The sequence below is a fragment of the Azospirillum sp. CT11-132 genome, from assembly GCF_047302835.1.
Classification (GTDB): domain Bacteria; phylum Pseudomonadota; class Alphaproteobacteria; order Azospirillales; family Azospirillaceae; genus Azospirillum.
Genome location: NZ_JBGLZA010000003.1, coordinates 359,208 through 381,575, shown reverse-complemented (window position 1 = coordinate 381,575; position 22,368 = coordinate 359,208). Strand labels below are relative to the sequence as shown.

Genomic DNA, 22,368 nt, shown 5'->3' with positions numbered 1-22,368 from the left:
CAGGCTCCTCGTCCTGGATCAGGCGACGCGGAATCCGATCGGCGTGTGGTCGATGACGTCCCAGTCCGTCCAATCATGGGTCGCCGATGCCGCGCGGGCATAGCCGTCGATGCCGGCGAGCCAGGCATAATCGATCACACGCCCCAGCCGATGGGTTTTCGACAGCGCCTGCGCCGCGTTCGAGGCCTTGCAGGGCACGCGGAGGGTCCAGCCTTTGGTGTAGGCCGAATCGAACACACTCCACTTGTCGACGGCATAGTTCATGTCGCCCAGCAGGATGGCCCCCTTGCGCTTGTGGGTGGACGCGGTGCCGCCGAGATGGGCCAGCATGTCCAGGATCTCCTCCTTGGACGGTTCCCCCTGGGTGGCGATGGTGTGGCAGGCGCCGACAAGGATGTCGCCGGTATCGATGAAGATCAGCGGGCGCTTGCCGTCGCCGACCGCCATGGCCTCCACCTTCACGCCCTTGGACAGGACCATGAAGGAACAGGGGCTGACGCCGCCCTTCTTGTTGGCCACGGGCACGAACTGGCACCACATGTTGGTCGATTTCATCTCCTTCACCAGCGCCGGACCGTTCTGCGTCACCTCCGCCAGAACGATGAGGTCGAAGCGCTTCGCCATCTCGTCGACCCAGGCGGCCATCAGGCCATAGCGGGCGGCGGCGTCCGACGTACCCCAGGACGAGGCGCGCTGAATGTTCCAGAACGCGATATCCATGAAGCCCCTCTGTCTTCCCTGTTCCCGGCTCCGTTCGCCGTCGGCCGGCCGCTTGCGGGTCCGGCGCGGACGATCGAGCCATGCACGGGTTGGAGGGTATCGGCACAATCAGAGCAACGCAAACGCGACAAGCCTCACCAGACCTCACGCATTGCGGAAATCCGTTCGCCGTCGGTCGGACATGAAAAAGGCGCCGTCCCGGGAGACGGCGCCTTGCAGGCATCCCTATGCCGGCCCTATGCCGGACCGCCCTACCCCACCTTCAGCTTGCGGCGCAGCAGAGACAGCGGCGCGGTGTCGTCCAGGCTTGGCTGGAAGGCGACGGTGACCTCGGTCAGGGCGTTGGCCCAGCTGTCCGGGTTGGTGCCTTCCGGCGCCTCGACCGAGGTGAAGCCGGTGCGGACCAGATAGAGATACTGGTCGGGGATGACATGGCCGACCGCGCGGATCTCACCGGTGTAGCCGTAGCGCTCCCGCAGCTCGCGCGCGGTCGAGAAGCCGCGGCCGTCGCGGAACTTGGGGAACTCCACCGCCACCAGGGAGAAGCGGTCGAGGTCGGCGGCAATGGCGCCCGCCAGCGTGCCGCTCTTCAGACGCACGCCCAGCCGGGCGTTGCGGCCCTCGAAGCTGTCACGCTCCGCCTGCCAGCGCTCGAAGCTGATGATCACCGGGCGGTCGTTCGGCACCGGCTCCCCGTCGGGGATGAAGCTCCAGGCATCCTCGCCGATGCGCCCATTCTCAATCAGCGGCATAGATTCTCTCCTTGAACGGGGCATGGCCGACGCGCTTGAGCGTGTCGATGAAGCGCTCGCTCTCGTCCGACCGGTTGGCGAGATAGACGTCGACGATCGCCTCGATGGCGTCCACCGCTTCGGTCTCCGTCACCGCCGGGCCGAGGATGTCGCCGATGGCCGTGGTCAGCGTCGGGTCGCCGCCGACGGTGATCTGGTAATACTCGGTGCCCTTCTTGTCGACGCCGAGGATGCCGATGGCGCCGACATGGTGATGGCCGCAGGCGTTGATGCAGCCGCTGATCTTGATGCCGAGTTCACCGATGGTGCGCTGGCGTACCGGATCGGCGAAGCGGGCCGAGATCGCCTGCGCCAGCGGGATCGAGCGAGCATTGGCCAGCGCGCAGTAATCCAGCCCCGGGCAGGCGATGATGTCGCCGATTAGCCCGGCATTGGCGCTGCCAAGACCGGCGGCGTCCAGCTGCTTCCACAGATCGTACAGCTCGTCCTTCTTCATATGCGCCAGGACGAGGTTCTGGACATGGGTGACGCGCAGCTCGCCGAAGCTGTGACGCTCGGCCAGATCGGCGACGAGGTCCATCTGGTCGCAGGTGGCGTCGCCGGGGATGCCACCGGCCGGCTTCAGCGAGATGGTGGCGATGGCATAGCCGGGCGCCTTGTGCTCCGCGACATTGACCGCCAGCCAGTTGGCGAAGGCCGGGTCGGCCGCACGGGCGCGCTCCAGCGCTTCGGAGTGGTCGGGCAGTTCCTCGAACGGCGGCGGGGCGAAATGCTTGCGGATCGACTCGACGATCTCCGGGTCCAGGCGGTATTTGGGGCCGCGCAGACGGGCGAACTCCTCCTCCACCTCCTGGGTGAACTTCTCCAGCCCCAGCTCGTGGACAAGGATCTTGATACGGGCCTTATAGATGTTGTCGCGGCGGCCATACTGGTTGTAGACGCGCAGGATCGCTTCCAGGTAGGCGACGAAATCCTCCTGGGCCACCCACTCGCGCACCAGCTTGCCAACGAAGGGCGAGCGGCCGAGACCGCCGCCGACATAGAAGGAGAAGCCGGCCTCCCCCTTGTCGTTGCGGCGCGCCACCAGACCGACGTCGTGGATGCGCACCGCCGCGCGGTCGCTCTCGGCGCCGGAGATGGCGATCTTGAACTTGCGCGGCAGATAGGTGAACTCCGGGTGCATCGTCGTCCACTGCCGCAGGATCTCGGCATAGACGCGGCCGTCCACCACCTCGTCGCGCGCAGCGCCGACGAAGGGGTCGGTGGTGACGTTGCGCACGCAGTTGCCGCTGGTCTGCAGCGCGTGCATGTCCACGTCGGCCAGTTCGTTCAGGATCGCCGGGGTGTCCTCCAGCCTGATCCAGTTGTATTGCAGGTTCTGGCGGGTGGTGAAATGGCCGTAGCCGCGGTCGTACTTGCGCCCGATGGCCGACAGCTTGCGCAGCTGGGTGGCCGACATCACGCCATAGGGCACGGCGATGCGCAGCATGTAGGCGTGAAGCTGGAGATAGAGGCCGTTCATCAGCCGGATCGGCTTGAACTCCTCTTCCGACAGCTCGCCCGACAAGCGGCGGTCGACCTGTTTGCGGAACTGCTCGACGCGCTCGGCGACGAACTGCCGGTCGATTTCGTCGTAATGATAGATGCCGGCACGGGCGCCGGGCGCGATGTGGTTCATGTCGATAAGCCCTCAGGGCCGCCGGAACGGCCAGCGTTTATTAAATCTGGCGTTAACTCAGGCGGCCTGCTTGCCGAGAGATTGCTTGCCGAGATCCAGGCGGACGGTCGGGCCGGCGATGCGGATGCGCTCGCGCATCGTCGCCGGGACCGGAACGCCGTCCTGCTGCTCCACCTCGAAGGTGTAGATGTCGACGGCGAACTGCTCGCGCTCCGCCTTCTCCTTGGCGGGGGCCAGCACGGCGTCGGCCTCGGCGCGCGGGAACAGCGCGGCCTCGGCGAAGGATTCGACCCACCGGCCGCCCTCGCCCAGGAACACGACTTCCCCGTCGCGCAGGCGGTTGGCGGTGATGGCTTTCATCGACCCTTCCTTCGATCGATCCTTGGCCGACATCTGGCTCTCCTGGCTGGTCGTTCTCTAAAGCGGTGGTGTCTTACCCGAACCGACGATGGTCCGGCAGTGAATTCGGCGGGGCGGCCGGCGTACCGGTCATGGCAGCCAACCCTCCCGGTCGATCAGCGCGCGAGTCTCGCGGGCGACCTCGGACATCGACGCCCCCTCTGCCCGGCGGCGGTTGCGGAAGTCGGCGATGGTGCGCAGACGCTCCGCCCACTCTTCCGGGAACAGCGCCTCCAGCCGCTGGCGCAGCAGGCTGGCAAGGGTCGGGCTACGGCCGCCGGTGGAGATGGTCATCACCAGATCGCCACGCCGCACCACGGAGGGCGAGTGGAAATCACACAAGGGGATGACGTCCTCGACATTCACCAGCACCCGGCGCTGCCGCGCCAGTTCCGCCAGCGCCGTCTCGGTCTCCGTCCCCAGCCCCATGACATACAGCACGCCGATCTTGTCCAAATCGGCGGCTATGGGCAGAGCCCGCACCAGACGGTCGCCGGCCAGTGCGGCCAATTCCCCATCCGGCTCCGGTGAAAAGACCTGCGGGTCGGCCCCGCCCTCGCGCAGTTGGGTCAGGCGGCGCACCGCGAGCGGGCCGTTGCCGGCCAGCGCGATCACCACCTGCGCCGGGTCGAGCGCCATCGGAATCATCGCCGCATCCCCAATGCCGATGCCGGGCTTGACGGAACGGAGCGGCGGATCGCGACGCCTATCAGGGTGATGCTGTGCATGGCGGTATTTAGCCCAGCCGCAGCACGACAATCAACATATTTCACACAAGCTCTTGCAGCAAAGCACAAGCCTATTAAACAAGTAGAGAATGTATTTACGTTGCACGGGTTTTCCGCCGGTGATAATGTGCAAACACAAACGCATTATCTACTAGATAAGTAGATTTAATAAGCCACCGCGAAAGGCAGCCGATGATGGACGCGGAAACACGGGTGAAGCATCTGACCGACAGCTACGGCACGCTGGAAGGCGCGCCCCTGCTGGCCGCCATGCATGAGGTGTTCGGCGGGCGGATCGCGCTGCTGTCGTCCTTCGGCGCCGAATCCGCGGTGCTGCTGGCGCTGGCCGCCGAGGCGACGCCGGATTTCCCGGTTCTGTTTGTGAATACCGGCAAGCTGTTCGGCGAGACCCTGCGCTACCGCGACGAGCTGGTGAAGCGGCTTGGCTTGACGGACGTACGGGAGATCGGGCCGACCGCCGACGACCTCGCCGCCGGCGACAAGGACGGCCTGCTGTTCAACCGCGACTATGACGCCTGCTGCAATCTGCGCAAGACGGTGCCGCTGGACCGCGCGCTGGCCGCAGCCGGGCTGGAGGCCTGGGTGACGGGGCGCAAGCGGTTCCAGGCGGCGACCCGCGCCGCCCTGCCCCTGTTCGAGGCGGAGGGCGGCCGCGTGAAGGTCAACCCGCTGGCCAACTGGGACAAGGACCGGCTGGAGGAAGAGTTCACCCGGCGCGACCTGCCGCGCCACCCGCTGGAGGCCGACGGGTTCCTGTCGATCGGCTGTTACACCTGCACCGAGCGAGTGGCGCCCGGTGCCGACCCGCGTTCCGGCCGTTGGGCCGGCAGCGCCAAGACCGAATGCGGCATACACACCACCATGATTGGAATCGCCCGATGAGCGCCGATCTCGACCAGCTCGAAAACCAGAGCATCTATATTCTGCGCGAGGCCTACAACCGCATCGACAAGCTGGCGATGCTCTGGTCGATCGGCAAGGACAGCAACGCGCTGCTCTGGCTCTGCCGCAAGGCGTTCTTCGGCCGCATCCCCTTCCCCGTCGTACAGCTCGACACCGCCATGGAGCTGCCGGAGGTCTACGAGTTCCGCGACCGCATCACCAAGGAATGGGACCTCGACCTCAAGGTGGAGCAATGCCCGCCCGAGGAGGAGATGGACCAGACCCTGCCGCCGCTGACCCGCGCCGCCGCGCGCAAGACGGAAGGTCTGAAGAACCTGCTGCGCGACCATGCGTACCAGGGCGTCATGGTCGGCATCCGCCGCGACGAGCAGGCGACCCGCGCCAAGGAGCGCGTGTTCTCGCCGCGCTCGCTGGAAGGCGATTGGGACGTGAAGGACCAGCCGGCGGAATTCTGGGACCATTACAAGACCCGCTTTCCCGAAGGCGTCCATGTCCGCATCCACCCGCTGCTGGCCTGGACCGAGCTGGACATCTGGCGCTATTCGCAGCGCGAGGGGATTCCCATCGTCCCGCTGTACTTCGCCAAGGACGGCAAGCGCTATCGCTCGCTGGGCGAGAAGAACATCACCTTCCCGGTCGACAGCAACGCCTCGACCATCGACGAGATCATCGCCGAGCTTCAGGTGACCCGCGTGCCGGAACGCGCCGGCCGCGCGATGGACAACGAATCCGAAGACAGCTTCGAGCGCCTGCGCAGCGTGGGGTACATGTAAGATGCCGCATTCTCAACTTCGCATCGTCATCGTCGGCCATGTCGACCATGGCAAGTCCACGTTGATCGGCCGCCTGCTGAACGACACCGGCAGCCTGCCCGACGGCAAGGTGGATCAGGTCCGCGAGATGAGCCGCAAGCGCGGCATGCCGTTCGAATGGGCCTTCGTCATGGACGCCCTCCAGGCCGAGCGTGACCAGGGCATCACCATCGACACCACCCAGATCCACTTCAAGACGAAGCAGCGCCCCTACGTCATCATCGACGCGCCGGGCCACACCGAGTTCCTGAAGAACATGGTGACGGGCGCGTCCCAGGCCGACGCCGCGCTGCTGGTGATCGACGCCGACGAGGGCGCGCTGGAGCAGTCGCGCCGCCATGCCTTCCTGCTGCACCTGCTGGGCGTGCGTCAGGTGGCGGTCGTCGTCAACAAGATGGACAAGGTCGAGTTCTCCAGCCGCCGCTATGAGGTGGTGGCACAGGAGATCAAGGACTATCTGGCCGAGCTGGGCCTGCAGCCCAAGGCGGTGATCCCGGTCTCCGCCCGGAACGGCGACAACATCGTCAGCCGCAGCGAGCAGTCGGACTGGTATCTGGGGCCGACGGTGATCGAGCAGTTGGACGCCTTCCGTCCGCAGCAGACCTCGCCCGACCAGCCGCTGCGGTTCCCGTTGCAGGATGTCTACAAGCCGGACGACCGCCGCATCCTGGCCGGCCGCATCGAAAGCGGGCGGCTGCGCGTCGGCGACACCCTGCACTTCTCGCCGACCGGGGCCAGCGCCAAGGTCGTCAGCATCGAGGCGTGGAACCACCCGGAGACCGTGCTGTCGGCTCAGGCCGGGCAGAGCATCGGCATCACGCTGGACAAGCGCATCTTCGCCGAGCGCGGCCACATCGCCCACCATCAGGCCGACGCCCCGACGCTGGCCCACCGGCTGAGCGTGCGGCTGTTCTGGCTGGTGTCCGACCCGCTGGTGGTCGGCAAGACCTACACGCTGAAGATCGCCACCGCCGAGCACCGGGTGACGGTGGAGCAGGTGACGGCGGTCATCAATGTGGAGGACCTGTCCAGCACGCCCGGCAAGGCGGTGCGCCGCAACGAGGTGGCGGAAGTCGTCCTGCGCTCCCGCTCGCCGATCGCGCTCGATCTGGCGTCGGACCTGCCGCGCACCGGCCGCGGAGCGCTGATCGACGGCAACGACGTGGTCGGCGGCTGCCTGGTGGTGGAGATCGAGGACAGTGCTGCGGCCAACATCACCGAGGTGTCGCACACCGTCTCGCTGGAGGAGCGGTCCCAGGCCAATGGCCACAAGGGCGGCATCGTCTGGCTGACCGGCCTGTCGGGCGCCGGCAAGTCGACGCTGGCGATGGCGCTGGAACGCGCGCTGTTCGACCGCGGCTGGCAGACCTTCGTGCTGGACGGCGATAATGTCCGCAACGGGCTGAACGCCGGGCTGGGCTTCTCCGCCGACGACCGGGCGGAGAACATCCGCCGGGTGGCCGAGACGGCGAAGCTGTTCGCCGACGCCGGCATGGTGGTGATCGCCTCGCTGATCTCGCCGCTGAAGTCCGACCGGGCGCGGGCGCGGGTGATCGGCGGCGAACGCTTCCACGAGGTGTATGTGGCGGCCGACCTCGCCACCTGCGAGGAGCGTGACCCCAAGGGCCTCTACAAGAAGGCGCGCGCCGGCGAGATCGCCGAGTTCACCGGCATCTCGGCTCCCTACGAGGCGCCGGACCAGCCCGAACTGGTGATCGACACCGACACGCTGAGCCGCAGCGAGGCGTTGGCCCAGCTGCTGGACTATGTGGATGAGACCTTGGGCAAGAACAGCCTGAAGTCGGAGAAAGAGCTGACCTATGTGATCTGAGGGTCGGCTCTACAAGGTGAGGCTTCGGGCGCGGGGGAAAGACCGCGCCCGAAGCCGTTTTCAGGCCGTCTTCCGCTCCTGACGATACATCGCCGTGACGATCAGTGCTGCGGTCGCCAGCGCCAGCGGCACGAAGGAGATGCGCAGGACGGTGTCCCAGCCGTAACTCGTCAGCAGGCTGCCCGAGGCGAAGGAGCCGAAGGCCATCGTGCCGAAGACGAGGAAATCGTTCACCGACTGGACCCGGGTCTTCTCCTCCGGCCGGTGGCAGTCCAGCACCAGGGCCGAGGCGCCGAGGAAGCCGAAGTTCCACCCCACCCCCAGCAGGATCAGGCTGATCCAGAAATGGGCGACGTCCTGCCCGGCCAGCCCGACGGCCGAGGCGGCGGCGATCAGTGTCAGTCCGGCGGCGGCCATCCGGGGGGAGCCGAAGCGGGTGATCAGCCGTCCGGTGAAGAAGCTGGGGGCGTACATGGCGATGACGTGCCATTGCAGGCCAAGGTTGGCCGATTCCTGCGGCAGGCCGCACAGCCGCATCGCCAGCGGGGCGGCGGTCATCAGGAAGTTCATCAGCAGGTAGGACACCACGCCGCAGATCACCGCGGTGATGAAGCGGGGCTGGCGCAGGATGGCGCCCAGCGGCCGCCCGCCGGCGACCTCCGCCGCGGTCGGCTTGGGCAGGCGGACGCCCATCAGGACGAGCGCCGACAGCGCCGCAACGGCGGCCTGCGCGACATAGGTCGCGGCGAACAGGTGGGGCGGCCACAGGTTCATGGTGTGGGTGACCAGCTGCGGCCCGACCACCCCGGCGACCACGCCCCCGGCCATCACGGCCGACATGGCGCGCGGCCGGCGCTCCACCGAGGTGCAGTCGGCGGCGGCGAAGCGGAAGGAGAGCACCACCGCGGCATAGGCCCCGCCGGGAATCATCGCCGCGCAGAACAGCCAGAACGATCCGAACAGGATGGCCAGCGCCGACAGCAGCCCGACCAGCACGCCGCAGCCGGTCCCCGCCAGGAAGGCGGCGCGCCGGCCGAAGCGGCGGGCGATTGTCCCGGCCGGCAAGGTGCAGATCGCCATGCCGACCACGAAGATGGAGATCGGCAGGGTCGCCAGCGCCGGGTTGGGGCCCAGCGTGTTGCCGACGATGGCGCCGGTCGCATAGACGACGATCGCGTTGGCACCGGCAAGCGCCTGCGCGATCACCAGCCGGGCGATGTTGCCAAGCTCATGCGCCTGGGAGACCGCGGACGCAGATTCGCTCCGGGGGGTGACTTCGGCTTGCGACATGGGACTCCTCGGGCGATGCGGCGGCGGACCGGGCCGACGCGGTGGTCGATCCAGGATTAGCGGTGCAGCGGTATGAACGGAAACGGTTTGTCCACATGGGCCGAATGATCAGGCGTCATGAATGCTCGATCGCCAGATTTTCATGCACCCGCGGAAATGAAAGGGTTGGAGCACATCGACGGCTTCCCGGCATCGGCAGAGGAGATGGGACGGTAGCGGGAGCACCGCTGCGATCAGGACTCTGTCGCGGCACGCATCCTGTGGCATAAGGGGCCGCCATCACGCCCCCAAGCACCATGCCTCCAAGGACCCCTGTCGCCCATGATCCGCTTCGATAACGTCAGCAAGCAGAACGGCCACCGCATCCTGTTCCTGGAGGCCTCCGCGGCGCTCAACCGGGGTGAGAAGATCGGGCTGGTCGGTCCGAATGGCGCCGGCAAGACGACCCTGTTCCGCATGATCACCGGCGAGGAACAGCCGGACGGCGGTCAGGTGGCGATCGAGAAGCAGGTCAGCATCGGCTATTTCAACCAGGATGTCGGCGAGATGTCCGGCCGCTCCGCCGTGGCGGAGGTGATGGACGGCGCCGGGCCGGTCAGCGTCGTCGCCGCCGAACTGGCGGAGCTGGAAGCCGCCATGGCCGACCCTGATCGCGCCGACGAGATGGACGCCATCATCGAACGCTACGGCGAGGTGCAGGCTCGCTTCGACGAGCTGGGCGGCTATGAGCTGGAGGGCAAGGCGCGCGAGGTGCTGGCCGGCCTCAGCTTCAGCCAGGAGATGATGGACGGCGATGTCGGCGGCCTGTCGGGCGGCTGGAAGATGCGCGTGGCGCTGGCCCGCATCCTGCTGATGCGCCCCGACGCCATGCTGCTCGACGAGCCGAGCAACCATCTGGACATCGAAAGCCTGATCTGGCTGGAAGGCTTCCTGAAGGGCTATGAGGGCGCGCTGCTGATGACCTCGCACGACCGCGAGTTCATGAACCGCATCGTCACCAAGATCATCGAGATCGATGGCGGAACGCTGACCAGCTATTCCGGCGACTACAGCTTCTATGAGAAGCAGCGGGCACTGAAGGAAAAGCAGCAGGAGGCGCAGTTCGAGCGCCAGCAGGCGATGCTGGCCAAGGAACTGAAGTTCATCGAACGCTTCAAGGCCCGCGCCTCGCACGCCTCACAGGTGCAGAGCCGGGTGAAGAAGCTGGACAAGATCGAACGCTTCGAGCCGCCCAAGCGCCGCCAGGTGGTGACCTTCGACTTCCCGCCTGCCCCGCGCTCCGGCGACGACGTGGCGGTCCTGAAGAACGTCCACAAGGGCTATGGCAGCCGCGCCATCTATGAGGGGCTGGACCTGACCATCCGTCGCAAGGAGCGCTGGTGTGTGATGGGCGTCAACGGCGCCGGTAAATCGACCCTGTTGAAGCTGATCGCCGGCGCGGCCGAACCCGACAGCGGCACCGTCACCGTCGGCGGCAGCGTCAAGATGGGCTATTTCTCCCAGCATGCCATGGAGCTGCTGGACGGCGACCAGACCATCTTCGAATCGCTGGAGGCGCATTTCCCGCAGGCCAGCCAGGGATCGCTGCGGGCGCTGGCCGGCTGCTTCGGCTTTTCCGGCGACGATGTGGAGAAGAAGTGCCGCGTGCTGTCGGGCGGCGAGAAGGCTCGTCTGGTGATGGCGATCATGCTGTTCAACCCGCCCAACTTCCTGGTGCTGGACGAGCCGACCAACCACCTGGACCTCGACACCAAGCAGATGCTGATCCAGGCGCTGGCGGCCTATGAGGGCACCATGCTGTTCGTGTCGCACGACCGCCATTTCCTGGCAGCATTGTCCAACCGCGTGCTGGAACTGACGCCGGAGGGCATCCACCAGTATGGCGGCGGCTACACCGAATATGTGGAGCGCACCGGGCAGGAGGCGCCGGGGCTGCGCAGCTGACAGGGGGCGGCATCACGCCCCCTGCCGCACTCCCGCTGTGGGCCGGTCATCGCGCCGGCCCGCCGCTTTTGACCCATTACGAAGCATCGCCCTGCTTCGGGCTGCGCACTCGAAGCGCCATCGCAAGCCCTGCCAGGATAAGAGCAACACCCGCCAGGAACCGGGGTCCGATCTTGTCTCCGAACATGATCGCAGAGGCGGCAATACCGAATACGGGCTGGAGGTACTGCACACTAGCCGCAATGGAGGCGGGCACGTCACGCAGGATACGCAGCCACAGGAAAAGACCGGCCGCCGTCACAGCGAGGCCAAGGTATGCAGCCGCTCCCAATGCCTGGCCTGTCAATTCAAAGGACGTGTGACGGGCCTCCCAGCCCGCCCATGGCACCAGCGCCAAGAATCCGAAAACCGTGCTCCAAGTCGCCACCACCACGGTGCCATATCTGTTCGTAAGCTCGACGCTCCAAACATAGTAGAAGGCGACTGCCAGCGCCGATACCAGCATCCAGATCGGCCCGAGGGCGGTTGTTCCGGCAACTCCCGCATCGCCCGCGTTTTCCGAAGCCACGACGACGATTCCTGCGAAGGCGGCCACCACACCAACAATCTGTGAAATTGAGACCGCCTGCTTGAGCCGGATCATCGCAAACAACACGATGAACAGCGGAATGGTCGCAGACAGTATCGTGCCGATAGAGGCCGAAGTTCCGGCCACCCCGAATGTCTGCGCCACCTGCCCCACACCGATGCCAAGCACGCCAAGACTGGCGACCGCTGGGAGAGCCTTCCACGGCAGAGGCTCTTTCCCGATGAGCAGGAGCATCATGAAAGGAATCGCGACAGCAAACCGGATCGCCGTCAGGGTCAGGGGCGGCATCGTAATCAGACCGAACTTCGTGACCGGGATCGACAAACCCCACACCAGGGCAAGGAGCAGCATCGCCCCGAAATTCCCAAGCGAGACGGGACGTGAGACGGCGACCGGCGAAAGAGATGCGGTTTCGTTGGCGATCTGGCTCATGGCGTGTCGCAGTCCATCGGTATGCTCTTGTTTTGAGCACATCTAAAGTTCTGTCGGCCTTGCAGACAAACCATTTGTCGTCACAGTATGCGTGAGGAAATCGCACACATAGGCCCGCCATGACGAATCGACTTCCACCGCTGCAAACGCTGCGTGCCTTCGAGGCGACCGGGCGGAGATTGAGCATGACGCTGGCGGCTGAAGAACTGCATGTTACGCACGGTGCGGTCAGCCGGCAGATCAAGGCGTTGGAGGAGCATCTCGGTGTCCAACTCTTCCGACGGATGACCCGCAGAATTGAATTCAGCGCGGAAGGTGCGGCGTTCTTCGCCGTCGTCACACGCCTTCTGTCGGAACTCTCCCGAGAAACGGAAAGCATCCGTCGCAGAAACGAGACCGCGCGGCTCGTTGTGAGTTCCGGCGTCTCGTTTGCGAGCAAGTGGCTAACCCCGCGTCTGCATCGGTTGATGGACCGTTACCCCACTTATGACGTTCAGCTTGAAGTGACCGATGTCGAGATTGATTTCGCGAAGTCGCAGACCGACGTGGCGATGCGGTATGGGAATGGGCGCTATCCCAATGCGGAGTCGGAGCGGATCATGAATGAGACCGTCAGCCCCGTCTGCTCGCCCGGGTACCGTGAGCGGATGGGCGGTCTTCGAACCGCCAAAGACATCGCGTCAGCTCGCCTCATCCATGAGAACGGGATGAAGGCCGATTGGCATCAATGGTTCGGAATGATGGGGATTCCGACCCCTGCCGCACGGGGCCCAGGCTACAGTCATGGAAGCATGTCGATCGAGGCGGCGATCCGAGGGGAAGGTGTGGCGCTCGGGCGAAGCGTTCTCGTCTCGGAGGACATTGCCGCGGGCCGCCTTGTCGCCCTTTTCCCGGAAGCCCGCCTGGACGTCGAGCACGGATACGACCTCGTCTACCCAATGGGGCAGCGCGACCACCCGAAGGTCTGCGCGGTCAGAGCCTGGATCAAAGACGAAGTGGAGCAGTTCAAAATCGCTGTCGAAGCATGAAGCACCGTCGCCCTCTCCCTTCACTCCAAGTGAACGCCTCCTTCAGAACAAGTCATTGGTCGTGAAGGACGCCAGGGCGTAGCATCGCCTCACTTGTCGAAGCGACGGAGGCGGAGATGCCCTCTCACACGGAATCCCTTGAACGGCTGGGGCTGCGGTCGCCGGTGATCCAGGCGCCGATGGCCGGGGGCGGCGACACCGCCGCGCTGGTGGCGGCGGTCAATGAGGCCGGCGGGCTGGGCTTCGTCGGCGCCGCCTACCTCACCCCGGCGCAGATCACCGAACGGGCGCGCGACATCCGCGACCGCACCGCCCTGCCCTTCGGCATCAACCTGTTCGCGCCGACGCCGGCGCCCGGACCGGCGCCGATGATGGCCGAGGCGATGGCCCGCGTGGCAGGTTTCCACGCCGAGCTTGGGTTGCCGGAGGCGGAGGAACCCGCTTACGCCGGCGATGCGTTCGACCGGCAGATGGCGGCGGTGCTGGACAGCGGAGCGGCCTTCTACAGCGTCACCTTCGGGTTGCCGCCGGCCGACAGCGTCGCCGCGGCCAAGGCGCGCGGCATCCGGGTGCTGGGCACCGCGACCACGGTGGCGGAAGCGGTGGCTCTGGAGCAGGCCGGTGTCGATGCGGTGATCGCCCAAGGCGGCGAAGCCGGCGGGCATCGTGGCAGCTTCATCGGCGATGCCTGGAAGGATCGGGGGGCCAATCTGGTCGGCACGATGGCGCTGGTGCCGCAGGTTGCGGATGCGGTGGGCGTGCCGGTGATCGCGTCGGGCGGCATCATGGACGGGCGCGGCATCGCCGCGGCGCTGGCGTTGGGCGCGACGGCGGTGCAGATGGGCACCGTCTTCCTGCCCACCGAGGAGGCCGGCATTCCGGAGGCGCACAAGGCCGCCATCCTGGCCGCGCGGGAGGACCAGACCCGAATCACCCGCGCCTTCTCCGGCCGGCCGGCGCGCGGCATCGTCAACCGCTTCATGGAGGCGGTGGAGGACCCGGACGCGCCCGACGCGGTGCTGCCCTTCCCCTTGCAGAACACGCTGACCAGGCCGCTGCGCACCGCCGCCGGCAAGGCCGGCCGGCCGGAGTTCCTGTCGCTGTGGGCCGGCCAGGGGCTGGGGCTGGCGCGCCGGCGCGCGGCGGGGGAGTTGGTGGCGGAACTGCTGCGCGGGACCGAGGAGGTGCGGCGGAGGCTGGCCGGCTGACCGGCTGTCGGGCGGGGCGGCTGTCGGGCGGGGCGGCTCAGCCCGCCTCGACCGACACGCGGTTGCGGCCGCCGCGCTTGGCGGAATAGAGCGCCTGATCGGCACGGCGGACCAGCGACATGGCCTGTTCGCCGGGGCGGAACTGGGCGACGCCGACCGACAGGGCGACGGTGCCGTAATTGGCGTTGCGCGCCTTGTTCACGATCTGGCGGCCGCCGACGAAGGTCCGCACCTGATCGGCCAGCTTGATGGCGTTTTCCAGGCTGGTGCGCGGCAGGATGATCGCGAACTCCTCGCCGCCATAGCGGGCGGCGGTGTCGCGGCCCTTGATGCATTCGGTCAGCATGCGGGCGACCAGCTTCAGCACATGGTCGCCGACCAGATGGCCGTGGGTGTCGTTGAAGGCCTTGAAATGGTCGATGTCGACCATCAGCAGCGACAGCGGCTGCTCGTCGCGCACCGAGGACTCCATCGCCTCCTGCAGCATCTGGTCGAAGGCCTTGCGGTTGCCGATGCCGGTCAGCCCGTCGGTCAGCGCCTCGCGCCGGGCGCTGTCCAGGCTGACCCGCATCTCCGCCAGCTGCTGGCTCGATTCCTGAAGCTGGGATTGCAGGGCGGCCTGGCGGTCGACGATCTCCCTGGTTTCCGCGGCGATGGCGGCGATCATGGCGCGCAGTTCCGGCAGGCTGATCGGCTGGTCCAGCTCTTCCCGGAAACCGGACAGGGCGTTGCCGTAGCGCTCCGTCTCCGACCCGACATTGCCCAGCTGTTCCAGGATACGGCCCAGCGCGAAACGCGCCTTGTCGGAGGTCTCGCGGATCGCCTGCGCTTCCGCATCCGTGGTGAAAAAGCGCTTGTACAGCTCGTCGCACAGGGTCTGCGAAACGGCCAGCCCGTCCCGCCGCGCCAGATCGACGGCGCGGGTCAGATCGGGGTTGTTGCCGCTGAAATAGACGTACCAGAGCGTGAAATTCTCCGGGATCGGCGCCAGCCCGTCGGACAGCATCCGCTCCATGGCCTTTGCGGCGAGGCCGCTGGAACGCTCGAAATCCTCCGCGGTTGCCACGACTGCCGTCCGTTCAAAAATCATTCGGTTTCGAACGGTACGCGGCGCAAGCCCTTACGGCAAGAAGGTTCTTGGAAGCGCGACGAGATGCTGCGAACGGTTTGGTTGCGCCTCATCCGATTAGTTGCACTGACCGACCGAACTTTCCGCGCAGATGTGCGTGCCGTCGGTCCAGCGGGCGCCCGACAGGTCGGCATGGCGCAGGTCGGTGCCGGACAATCTGGCTCCGGTCAGATCGGCCCGCGCCAGCGATGCGCCCACCATCTTTGCGTTGCGCAGGTCGGCCTCGCGGAAACTGGCGCCGGTCAGGTCGGCGCGGGTGAAGTCCGCCTCGATCAGCCGCGCCTTGTCGAATACCGCGCCGGGGGCGGTGGCGCTGATGAATTTGGCGCGATAACCGTCGGCATCGGTCAGCTTCGCCTCCCCCAACGTGGCGCGCTGAAAGGTCGCATCGCGCAGCATGGCGCCGCTGAGGTCGACACCGGTCAGCGTCTGCCCCTCCAGCGAGCAGCGGCGCCAGTTGACCTTCGGCTGCGCCGCCTCTGTGCAATCGGCCAGCGCCGGCGCGGCGGAAAGCACGGCCAGGACAGCGGCTGCGGCGAAGAGAATGCCGGAACGGATAGGCGAGCGGATCGGCTGGACGGATGCAGTCTTCATTCTTCGATAGATGGGGGCAGCAACCGTCAACTCAACCACCCGGACGCTACCGGCCGGTCAAAGCCCCATCCAGCCGGACCACCGCCCGTCCGGCCTGCGGTGGCCGGGGATGGGCGGCGTGGGCCGTCGCCTGTTCGGTCAGTGCCGCGGCGACGGCCGGCGGGAATGGGCTGGTCTTGCGGGTGCCGAGGTCGACATGCAGCAGCATGAACTCCGCCGTCGCCGCCAGCCAGCCTTCCTCCGCATGCCGCATCTCGTGGAACAGGTGCAGGCGCTTGGGATCGGTGCCGAGCAGGAGCGACTCGAAGCGCAGCGGCGTTCCCTCCGTCACCTCGCGGGCGTAGGTCAGGTGGGCATCGACGACGAAGACCGACCGGTTCTCCGCCGCCACATAGGCCTTGCCGATCCCGAACCGGTCGAGCACGGCGTCCGTCGCATGGTCGAAGGCCAGCAGGTAATAGGCGACGTTCATGTGCCCGTTGTAGTCGATCCACTCCGGGCGGACGGTCTCGCGGTGCAGGGTCAGGGGGGTGGTGGGGGTCATGGACGAGATCCGTTACGGACGTGAGGATGGGATCGGGAACGAACCGAGATGTCAGGCTGGTGCACAGGCAGACACAGACCGTTTCCAGTCATGCGTCCGGTCCAACTCTAGACCCCATAGACCCGTACTCCTTCATGCTTGGCCTTGTAGCTCAACGTGCCGACGACGTCCTTGGACGCCTCGTAATTGGTGCGCGTGCAGGGAATGATGTCGGCCGGAATGCCAGTACCAATCTTCGACGCATACGCGTAGTGAATCGACCGCCGCTCCTTCGGCGCGTCGTCCGGCACGATCACCAGCAGGTCGTAGTCGCTGTCCTCATCGAAATCGCCGCGGGCACGGCTGCCGAACAGGTAGACGGCTTCCGGCTCCAGGGCCGGCACGATCCGGTCCAGCAGGATTTGCAGCTTTTCGTCATGTTCTGCGTCGATGGCGGCCATCGTCTATGCCCTTGCTTCCAGAAAAGCGGAAACCGTTGCCCGGACCTGTTCGATTTCAGCCAGCCAACGGGACACATCGGCGGGATCGGGCTCATCCGGCGGGCTGTCGAAAACATCCATGCTCGGATAACGGAAGGCCGCGGCGAAGATGGTGAAACGCTCCAACGGCAGCAAGGTCGCACGCAAGGGGTGGTCCGGCGGCACATCGTCCAACAACACGACGATGTTGTGTTGCTTGCGCGGATGGCGGCCGAGCGAGACCAGAACCGCCTTGACCAGCTTCTCCGCCGCCTGTTGGCAATGGTAGGCCGCCGATTTGACCGCCGAGCCGACGAGGCAGGCGCGGATCGCGCGGATGTCCTCGTCCACCACCGCCAGCCAGGCTGCGACCACCTTATCGACCATAGACCTGCACCCCGTGGTGGTTCGCCTCGTAATAGAGCGTTCCCACCGAGTCCTTGTAGCGTTCGAATCCGGTGCGGGAGCAGGGAATGATGTCAGCCGGAACCCGGGATTGCCGGCTGGCCTCGAAAGCGGTGGCCATCGACCGCCGTTCCTTCGGCGCGTCGTCCGGCACGATCACCAGCAGGTCGTAGTCGCTGTCCTCATCGAAATCACCGCGCGCCCGGCTGCCGAACAGGTAGACGGCTTCCGGCTCCAGGGCCGGGACGATCCGGTCCAGCAGGCGTTGCAGCTTTTCGTCGTTCCGTGCGTCGACCGTGCCCATGGAAATCCTCCGCCGCCCATCCTAACACGGAACGGGCGGAGGAGGATCAAACTCAAACCGAGGGCATCACACCGAGAAGTACTTGGCCCGCGGGTGGTGCAGGACGATGGCGGAAGTGCTCTGTTCCGGATGCAGCTGGTCCTCGTCCGACATCTCGATGCCGATGCGGCCGGCGTCCAGCAGCTTCAGAAGCTGCTCCTGGTCCTTCAGGTTCGGGCAGGCCGGATAGCCGAAGCTGTAGCGGCTGCCGCGATAGGATTGCTGCAGCAGCTTCTCCTTGTCGCGGCTGTCCTCGGCGCCATAGCCCAGCTCCGCACGGATGCGGGCGTGGACATATTCCGCCATCGCCTCGGTCATCTCCACCGACAGGCCGTGCAGGTAGAGATAGTCCTGATAGCGGTTCTCGGCGAACCACTCGCGCGCCACCTCGGCGCAATGCTGGCCCATGGTGACGACCTGCAGGCCAATGACGTCACGCTCCGGATCGGTCACGTCGCGCAGGAAGTCGGCGATGCACTCGCCATCCTCCTTGGCCTGACGCGGCAAGGTGAAGCGCGCGGCCTCGGTCGTGCCGTCCTCTTCGAACAGGATGACGTCGTTGCCGTCGGCCGCCGCCTTCCAATAGCCGTAGACGGCGGTCGGGCGCAGGATTTCCTCCTTCGCCGCGATCTGGAGGATGCGGTCGAGCACCGGCCGCAGCTCCTTCTTCGACCACTCCTTGAACTCCTCGAAGGATTTGCCGTCCTTCCGGTAGCCCCATTGCAGCTGATAGAGCATGCGCTCGTTCAGGTAGGTGACCAGAGTCTTCAGCGGCACATGGTCGATCAGCTTCGGCCCCCAGAAGGGCGGGGTCGGCACCGGCACGCCCTCGGCCAGCCGGTGGCGGCGGGCGCGGACGGCGTCCTTGTCCACCGGGCCGGTGGCGGCGCTGGTCGCCTGCCCCAGGACGCGGCGGCGGTTGGTCGCCTTGCCGGCGCGCTTGGCCTGCTGGATGGCGAGCTGCTGGTCGAAGCTGCCCTCCACCACCTTGTCCATCAGGGTCAACCCGTCGAAGGCGTCACCGGCGTAAGCGACGCGGCCGGAGCCGTAGGAGGCCACGCAGTCGCCCTCGACATAGGCGCGGGTCAGCGCGGCGCCGCCGAGCAGCACCGGCACCTCCAGACCCTCGCGCGTCATCTCCTCCAGGTTCTCGCGCATCACCACGGTGGACTTCACCAGCAGGCCGGACATGCCGATGGCGGTCGCCTTGTGCTCCTTGGCGGCCTGGATGATGGCGGTGACCGGCTGCTTGATGCCGAGGTTGACGACCTTGTAGCCGTTGTTGGTCAGGATGATGTCGACGAGGTTCTTGCCGATGTCGTGGACGTCGCCCTTCACGGTGGCGAGAACCAGCGTGCCCTTCTGCTGGCCCTCCACCTTCTCCATGTGCGGCTCCAGCCACGCCACGGCGGCCTTCATCGTCTCCGCCGACTGGAGAACGAAGGGAAGCTGCATCTTGCCGGCGCCGAACAGTTCGCCGACCACCTTCATGCCGTCGAGCAGGTAGGTGTTGATGATCTCCAGCGGCGGATGGGTCTTCATCGCCTCGGCCAGATCGTCCTCAAGGCCAGTGCGGTCGCCGTCGACGATGCGCTCCTTCAGCCGTTCCTCGACCGTCTCGGCGCGGGCCTTCTTCTTGGCGTCGGCAGCCTTGCGGCCTTCGAACAGGGCGATGAAGGCATGCAGCGGATCGTACCCTTCCGCCCGCCGGTCGAAGATCAGGTCCTCGGCGGTCTTGACCTCGTTTTCCGGGATCTGGTGCAGCGGCAGGATCTTGGAGACGTGGACGATGGCGCCCGTCATGCCCTTCTTGACCGCATGGTCAAGGAAGACCGAGTTCAGCACATGGCGCGCTGCCGCGTTCAGGCCGAACGAGACGTTGGACAGGCCCAGGATGATCTGGCAGCCGGGCATCTCGCGGGCGATCGCCTCGATGCCTTCCAGCGTCCAGATGGCGAGCTTGCGGTCGTCCTCGTTGCCGGTGGCGATGGTGAAGGTCAGCGGATCGAACAGCAGGTCGGACGGGGCGAGGCCGTACTCGTTCACCGCCAGATCGTAGAGCCGCTTGGCGATGGCGAGCTTGCGGTCCGGCGTCTTCGCCATGCCCTCTTCGTCGATGGTCAGGGCGATGACGGCGGCGCCGAACTTCTTGGCGAGCGCCAGACGCTTGCGCGCCGGCTCCTCGCCATCCTCGAAGTTGATCGAGTTGAGGATCGCCTTGCCGCCATACAGCGCCAGCGCCTGCTCCAGCACGCCGTATTCGGTCGAATCGACCACCAGCGGCGCCGTGACGGAGCCGACGAAGCGCGACATCACCGCGTTCATCTCCGCCACCTCGTCACGGCCGACGAAGGCGGTGCAGACGTCGAGCGCGTGGCTGCCTTCCTTCACCTGCTCGCGCGCCATCTCGACGCAGCCGTCCCAGTCGTTCTTCTCCTGCAGCTCGCGCCACTTCTTGGAGCCGTTGGCATTGCAGCGTTCGCCGATGGCGAAGAAGGCGTTCTCCTGGCGCAGCGTGACCTGACTGTAGAGCGAGGCCACCGCCGGCACCCAATGGACGGTGCGGCCTTTCGGCGCCGGGCGGTGCGAGCCGGCCGGGGCCAGCTTGCGCAGCATCTGGTTCGCCGCGGCGATGTGCGGGACGTTGGTGCCGCAGCAGCCGCCGACGAGGTTGACCCCGTCCTCCGACACGAAGCGCTCCAGCCAGTGGGCGAAGTCGTCGGCACGCAGCGGGTAGTGCGTCTTGCCGTCCACCAGTTCGGGCAGGCCGGCATTCGGCTGGACCGAGATCAGGCCCGGCCAGTTCTGCGACAGCCAGCGCACATGCTCGCTCATCTCCAGCGGGCCGGTCGCGCAGTTCAGGCCCATCAGCGGCACGTCCAGCGCCTGGATGACGGTGGCCGCGGCGGCGATGTCGGTGCCGACCAGCAGCGTGCCGGTGGTCTCGACGGTGACCTGAACGAAGACGGGGGTGTCGGACTTGGCCTCGGCCCGCGCGCGCTTGATGCCGTTGACGGCGGCCTTGATCTGCAGGGGATCCTGGCAGGTCTCGACCAGGATGGCGTCGGCGCCGCCGGCGATCAGGCCTGCGGCCTGGACATAGAAGCTGTCCTCCGCCGGCTGATAGGCGATGTGCCCCAGGCTGGGCAGCTTGGTGCCCGGCCCGATTGAGCCGATGACGAAGCGCGGCTGGCCGTCCTTGAAGCTTTCTGCCGCCTCGCGCGCCAGTTCGACGGCGCGCTGGTTGATCTCGAAAGCCTTCTCGGAGATGCCGAACTCACCCAGCGTCACCGGCGAGGCGCCGAAGGTGTCGGTCTCCACCATGTCGGCGCCGGCTTCGAAATAGCCGCGATGGATGTCGCGGACGATGTCCGGGCGCGACAGGGGCAGGATGTCGGTGCAGTTCTCGTGCCCCCAGTAATCCTTCTCGACGTCGAGGTCGAGCGCCTGGATGCGGCTGCCGAACCCGCCGTCACAAAGCAGAACGCGGTCACGCAGGGTGTCGAGGATGTGGGCCATGGGAATGCGTCTTGTCCGTTATTTGGCGGGTTCAGAGCAGAAGCAGTGTGGTCAGGTGAGGCCGTGGCGGTTGGTGGGCCACCAGCCGGTGTCGAGAAGCTGTTCCAGCGAATAGGGGCAGTCGGCAGGCATCAGATCGGCAGACAGCCTGTCCTGCTCCAGCCCTTCGGCCGCATAGTCGCGACCGCGCCGATAAGCCTTGGTGAGGTCGATCTTGCCGCGCAGGCTGGGGCTGTCCTCCAGGCCGTCGATTGCCTGGTCGCGCTGCTCGCGGACGGTACGGCGCCAGTTGCCACGCGGTTCGCCTGCGGGCGAGTATTCCAGTTTCAGCAGATGTTCGATCACACGGACCAGCGCGCTTTCGACCGCGCGCAATTCCGATCGGCCCATGCTTTCGATCTCCTCCGCGACATTCTCCCAGTCGATGGGCGTGTTGATGCGCTCGCGCGACGCCTCACGAAGCAGGCGCGCCTGCTCCTCGGTCCAGGCGAGGAAGTCGGTGTCGTATCCGATCCGGCTGTCCATGTCGTCAGCCCTCCAGCCCATGCCGGTTCACCGGCCACCAGTCGGGATCGCGCAGATCCTCCAGAGCGTAGGGGCACTCCTTCGGCAGCGCGTCGATGGCGATGCTGTCGTCCTGGCAGGCGTCGTCGCGGCCGTCGAGCCACGCCTTCTCCAGGATTTCGGCGGGCCAGCGCTTCAGGCTTGGATGCTCCTCCAACTTGTCCTGCAGATGGCGGCGGGCCTTGGTCGCGGAGATCCGCCACTTCCGGCGTGGATAGGGATCGGGCGACTGCTCCAGCTTCAGGAGATGCTCGATCACCGTGGCCAGATGGCTGCGGATCGCGTCCTTGACCTGACCGCCCATGATGTCGAGCTCCTCGGCGATGTGCTCCCAATCAATGGGCGAGTTGGAGCGTTCAGTCGCCGCTTCGCGCAGCAGCCTCGCCTGTTCCTGGGTCCAGGCGTAGAAGTCCGTGTCGTACCCGATCCGGCTGTCCATGGCATCGCCCTCCCGCGCCCCGTTCAGCTGCCCAGTTC

At 66.4% G+C, this 22,368-nt stretch carries 22 protein-coding genes; 6 read left to right on the top strand and 16 right to left on the bottom strand.

Translation table 11 applies throughout. The annotated features are described in order from the left end of the window. Positions 1-18 precede the first annotated feature (18 nt). The 5 genes from ACCD06_RS07570 to ACCD06_RS07550 form a co-directional block, all read right to left on the bottom strand. The gene (locus tag ACCD06_RS07570; RefSeq protein WP_413339839.1) at positions 19-720 is read right to left on the bottom strand and encodes a hypothetical protein; all 702 of its coding nucleotides are present in this window, start codon (positions 718-720) and stop codon (positions 19-21) included. Between the two features lie 251 nt (positions 721-971). Further along, the gene (locus ACCD06_RS07565; protein ID WP_109155496.1) at positions 972-1,472 is read right to left on the bottom strand and encodes a DUF934 domain-containing protein; all 501 of its coding nucleotides are present in this window, start codon (positions 1,470-1,472) and stop codon (positions 972-974) included. Then, complete coding sequence (locus ACCD06_RS07560) at positions 1,459-3,150, bottom strand: nitrite/sulfite reductase (protein WP_109155497.1); 1,692 nt, start codon at positions 3,148-3,150, stop codon at positions 1,459-1,461. Before ACCD06_RS07560 ends, ACCD06_RS07565 begins: the two co-directional genes overlap by 14 nt. Before the next feature lie 57 nt (positions 3,151-3,207). Next, positions 3,208-3,510, bottom strand: a complete 303-nt coding sequence (locus tag ACCD06_RS07555; protein WP_109155522.1) for a DUF2849 domain-containing protein — start codon at positions 3,508-3,510, stop codon at positions 3,208-3,210. Between the two features lie 129 nt (positions 3,511-3,639). Continuing rightward, positions 3,640-4,197: a bifunctional precorrin-2 dehydrogenase/sirohydrochlorin ferrochelatase gene (locus ACCD06_RS07550; RefSeq protein WP_413339838.1), complete on the bottom strand. Its 558-nt coding sequence runs from the start codon at positions 4,195-4,197 to the stop codon at positions 3,640-3,642. 272 nt (positions 4,198-4,469) lie between these two features. Here ACCD06_RS07550 and ACCD06_RS07545 point away from each other — a divergent pair, with 272 nt between their 5' ends. The 3 genes from ACCD06_RS07545 to cysC are packed head-to-tail and all read left to right on the top strand — an operon-like array spanning position 4,470 to position 7,844. Next, positions 4,470-5,180: a phosphoadenylyl-sulfate reductase gene (locus ACCD06_RS07545; RefSeq protein ID WP_413339837.1), complete on the top strand. Its 711-nt coding sequence runs from the start codon at positions 4,470-4,472 to the stop codon at positions 5,178-5,180. Then, on the top strand, positions 5,177-5,974 hold the full coding sequence (cysD, locus tag ACCD06_RS07540) for a sulfate adenylyltransferase subunit CysD (RefSeq protein ID WP_085088709.1): 798 nt from the start codon (positions 5,177-5,179) through the stop codon (positions 5,972-5,974). The genes ACCD06_RS07545 and cysD overlap by 4 nt, the downstream gene beginning before the upstream one ends. A gap of 1 nt (position 5,975) precedes the next feature. Next, complete coding sequence (gene cysC / locus ACCD06_RS07535; RefSeq protein ID WP_413339835.1) at positions 5,976-7,844, top strand: adenylyl-sulfate kinase; 1,869 nt, start codon at positions 5,976-5,978, stop codon at positions 7,842-7,844. 60 nt (positions 7,845-7,904) lie between these two features. On the opposite strand, the gene ACCD06_RS07530 is transcribed toward cysC, so the two are convergent. After that, complete coding sequence (locus tag ACCD06_RS07530) at positions 7,905-9,134, bottom strand: MFS transporter (RefSeq protein WP_413339834.1); 1,230 nt, start codon at positions 9,132-9,134, stop codon at positions 7,905-7,907. Positions 9,135-9,455: 321 nt separating this feature from the next. Here ACCD06_RS07530 and ACCD06_RS07525 point away from each other — a divergent pair, with 321 nt between their 5' ends. Then, the gene (locus ACCD06_RS07525; RefSeq protein ID WP_413339833.1) at positions 9,456-11,078 is read left to right on the top strand and encodes an ABC-F family ATP-binding cassette domain-containing protein; all 1,623 of its coding nucleotides are present in this window, start codon (positions 9,456-9,458) and stop codon (positions 11,076-11,078) included. Between the two features lie 76 nt (positions 11,079-11,154). Here the strand turns inward: ACCD06_RS07525 and ACCD06_RS07520 are convergent, their stop codons facing one another. Next, positions 11,155-12,099: a DMT family transporter gene (locus ACCD06_RS07520; RefSeq protein WP_413339832.1), complete on the bottom strand. Its 945-nt coding sequence runs from the start codon at positions 12,097-12,099 to the stop codon at positions 11,155-11,157. A 119-nt stretch (positions 12,100-12,218) separates the two neighbouring features. Here ACCD06_RS07520 and gcvA point away from each other — a divergent pair, with 119 nt between their 5' ends. Beyond that, a complete protein-coding gene (gene gcvA / locus ACCD06_RS07515) occupies positions 12,219-13,127 on the top strand; it encodes a transcriptional regulator GcvA (protein ID WP_413339831.1) in 909 nt (302 codons plus the stop codon). A 116-nt stretch (positions 13,128-13,243) separates the two neighbouring features. Then, on the top strand, positions 13,244-14,335 hold the full coding sequence (locus ACCD06_RS07510; RefSeq protein WP_413339830.1) for an NAD(P)H-dependent flavin oxidoreductase: 1,092 nt from the start codon (positions 13,244-13,246) through the stop codon (positions 14,333-14,335). Between the two features lie 37 nt (positions 14,336-14,372). On the opposite strand, the gene ACCD06_RS07505 is transcribed toward ACCD06_RS07510, so the two are convergent. The 9 genes from ACCD06_RS07505 to ACCD06_RS07465 all read right to left on the bottom strand — a co-directional run bounded on the left by ACCD06_RS07505 (position 14,373) and on the right by ACCD06_RS07465 (position 22,330). Then, a complete protein-coding gene (locus ACCD06_RS07505; RefSeq protein ID WP_109155525.1) occupies positions 14,373-15,401 on the bottom strand; it encodes a GGDEF domain-containing protein in 1,029 nt (342 codons plus the stop codon). Between the two features lie 120 nt (positions 15,402-15,521). Further along, a complete protein-coding gene (locus ACCD06_RS07500; protein WP_109155504.1) occupies positions 15,522-16,058 on the bottom strand; it encodes a pentapeptide repeat-containing protein in 537 nt (178 codons plus the stop codon). Between the two features lie 46 nt (positions 16,059-16,104). Further along, positions 16,105-16,602, bottom strand: coding sequence for a thioesterase family protein (locus ACCD06_RS07495; RefSeq protein ID WP_413339828.1), 498 nt, complete (start codon positions 16,600-16,602; stop codon positions 16,105-16,107). A gap of 107 nt (positions 16,603-16,709) precedes the next feature. After that, positions 16,710-17,042: a nucleotidyltransferase domain-containing protein gene (locus ACCD06_RS07490; RefSeq protein WP_109155506.1), complete on the bottom strand. Its 333-nt coding sequence runs from the start codon at positions 17,040-17,042 to the stop codon at positions 16,710-16,712. 3 nt (positions 17,043-17,045) lie between these two features. Further along, complete coding sequence (locus tag ACCD06_RS07485; RefSeq protein ID WP_413339825.1) at positions 17,046-17,447, bottom strand: HEPN domain-containing protein; 402 nt, start codon at positions 17,445-17,447, stop codon at positions 17,046-17,048. Beyond that, entirely contained in the window at positions 17,437-17,769 is a 333-nt protein-coding gene (locus ACCD06_RS07480) for a nucleotidyltransferase domain-containing protein (RefSeq protein WP_085088676.1), read from the bottom strand. Before ACCD06_RS07480 ends, ACCD06_RS07485 begins: the two co-directional genes overlap by 11 nt. A 66-nt stretch (positions 17,770-17,835) precedes the next feature. Further along, positions 17,836-21,327, bottom strand: coding sequence for a methionine synthase (gene metH, locus ACCD06_RS07475; protein WP_413339823.1), 3,492 nt, complete (start codon positions 21,325-21,327; stop codon positions 17,836-17,838). Positions 21,328-21,378: 51 nt separating this feature from the next. Beyond that, positions 21,379-21,852, bottom strand: a complete 474-nt coding sequence (locus tag ACCD06_RS07470; protein ID WP_247871098.1) for a DUF29 domain-containing protein — start codon at positions 21,850-21,852, stop codon at positions 21,379-21,381. Between the two features lie 4 nt (positions 21,853-21,856). Then, complete coding sequence (locus tag ACCD06_RS07465; protein WP_413339821.1) at positions 21,857-22,330, bottom strand: DUF29 domain-containing protein; 474 nt, start codon at positions 22,328-22,330, stop codon at positions 21,857-21,859. Between the last annotated feature and the right edge of the window lie 38 nt (positions 22,331-22,368).

Coding starts and splice junctions, on each gene's coding strand:
- ACCD06_RS07570 (WP_413339839.1), bottom strand. CDS start 720: ATGGATATCGCGTTCTGGAACATTCAGCGCGCCTCGTCCTGGGGTACG.
- ACCD06_RS07565 (WP_109155496.1), bottom strand. CDS start 1,472: ATGCCGCTGATTGAGAATGGGCGCATCGGCGAGGATGCCTGGAGCTTC.
- ACCD06_RS07560 (WP_109155497.1), bottom strand. CDS start 3,150: ATGAACCACATCGCGCCCGGCGCCCGTGCCGGCATCTATCATTACGAC.
- ACCD06_RS07555 (WP_109155522.1), bottom strand. CDS start 3,510: ATGAAAGCCATCACCGCCAACCGCCTGCGCGACGGGGAAGTCGTGTTC.
- ACCD06_RS07550 (WP_413339838.1), bottom strand. CDS start 4,197: ATGATTCCGATGGCGCTCGACCCGGCGCAGGTGGTGATCGCGCTGGCC.
- ACCD06_RS07545 (WP_413339837.1), top strand. CDS start 4,470: ATGATGGACGCGGAAACACGGGTGAAGCATCTGACCGACAGCTACGGC.
- cysD (WP_085088709.1), top strand. CDS start 5,177: ATGAGCGCCGATCTCGACCAGCTCGAAAACCAGAGCATCTATATTCTG.
- cysC (WP_413339835.1), top strand. CDS start 5,976: ATGCCGCATTCTCAACTTCGCATCGTCATCGTCGGCCATGTCGACCAT.
- ACCD06_RS07530 (WP_413339834.1), bottom strand. CDS start 9,134: ATGTCGCAAGCCGAAGTCACCCCCCGGAGCGAATCTGCGTCCGCGGTC.
- ACCD06_RS07525 (WP_413339833.1), top strand. CDS start 9,456: ATGATCCGCTTCGATAACGTCAGCAAGCAGAACGGCCACCGCATCCTG.
- ACCD06_RS07520 (WP_413339832.1), bottom strand. CDS start 12,099: ATGAGCCAGATCGCCAACGAAACCGCATCTCTTTCGCCGGTCGCCGTC.
- gcvA (WP_413339831.1), top strand. CDS start 12,219: ATGACGAATCGACTTCCACCGCTGCAAACGCTGCGTGCCTTCGAGGCG.
- ACCD06_RS07510 (WP_413339830.1), top strand. CDS start 13,244: ATGCCCTCTCACACGGAATCCCTTGAACGGCTGGGGCTGCGGTCGCCG.
- ACCD06_RS07500 (WP_109155504.1), bottom strand. CDS start 16,058: ATGAAGACTGCATCCGTCCAGCCGATCCGCTCGCCTATCCGTTCCGGC.
- ACCD06_RS07495 (WP_413339828.1), bottom strand. CDS start 16,602: ATGACCCCCACCACCCCCCTGACCCTGCACCGCGAGACCGTCCGCCCG.
- ACCD06_RS07490 (WP_109155506.1), bottom strand. CDS start 17,042: ATGGCCGCCATCGACGCAGAACATGACGAAAAGCTGCAAATCCTGCTG.
- ACCD06_RS07485 (WP_413339825.1), bottom strand. CDS start 17,447: ATGGTCGATAAGGTGGTCGCAGCCTGGCTGGCGGTGGTGGACGAGGAC.
- ACCD06_RS07480 (WP_085088676.1), bottom strand. CDS start 17,769: ATGGGCACGGTCGACGCACGGAACGACGAAAAGCTGCAACGCCTGCTG.
- metH (WP_413339823.1), bottom strand. CDS start 21,327: ATGGCCCACATCCTCGACACCCTGCGTGACCGCGTTCTGCTTTGTGAC.
- ACCD06_RS07470 (WP_247871098.1), bottom strand. CDS start 21,852: ATGGACAGCCGGATCGGATACGACACCGACTTCCTCGCCTGGACCGAG.
- ACCD06_RS07465 (WP_413339821.1), bottom strand. CDS start 22,330: ATGGACAGCCGGATCGGGTACGACACGGACTTCTACGCCTGGACCCAG.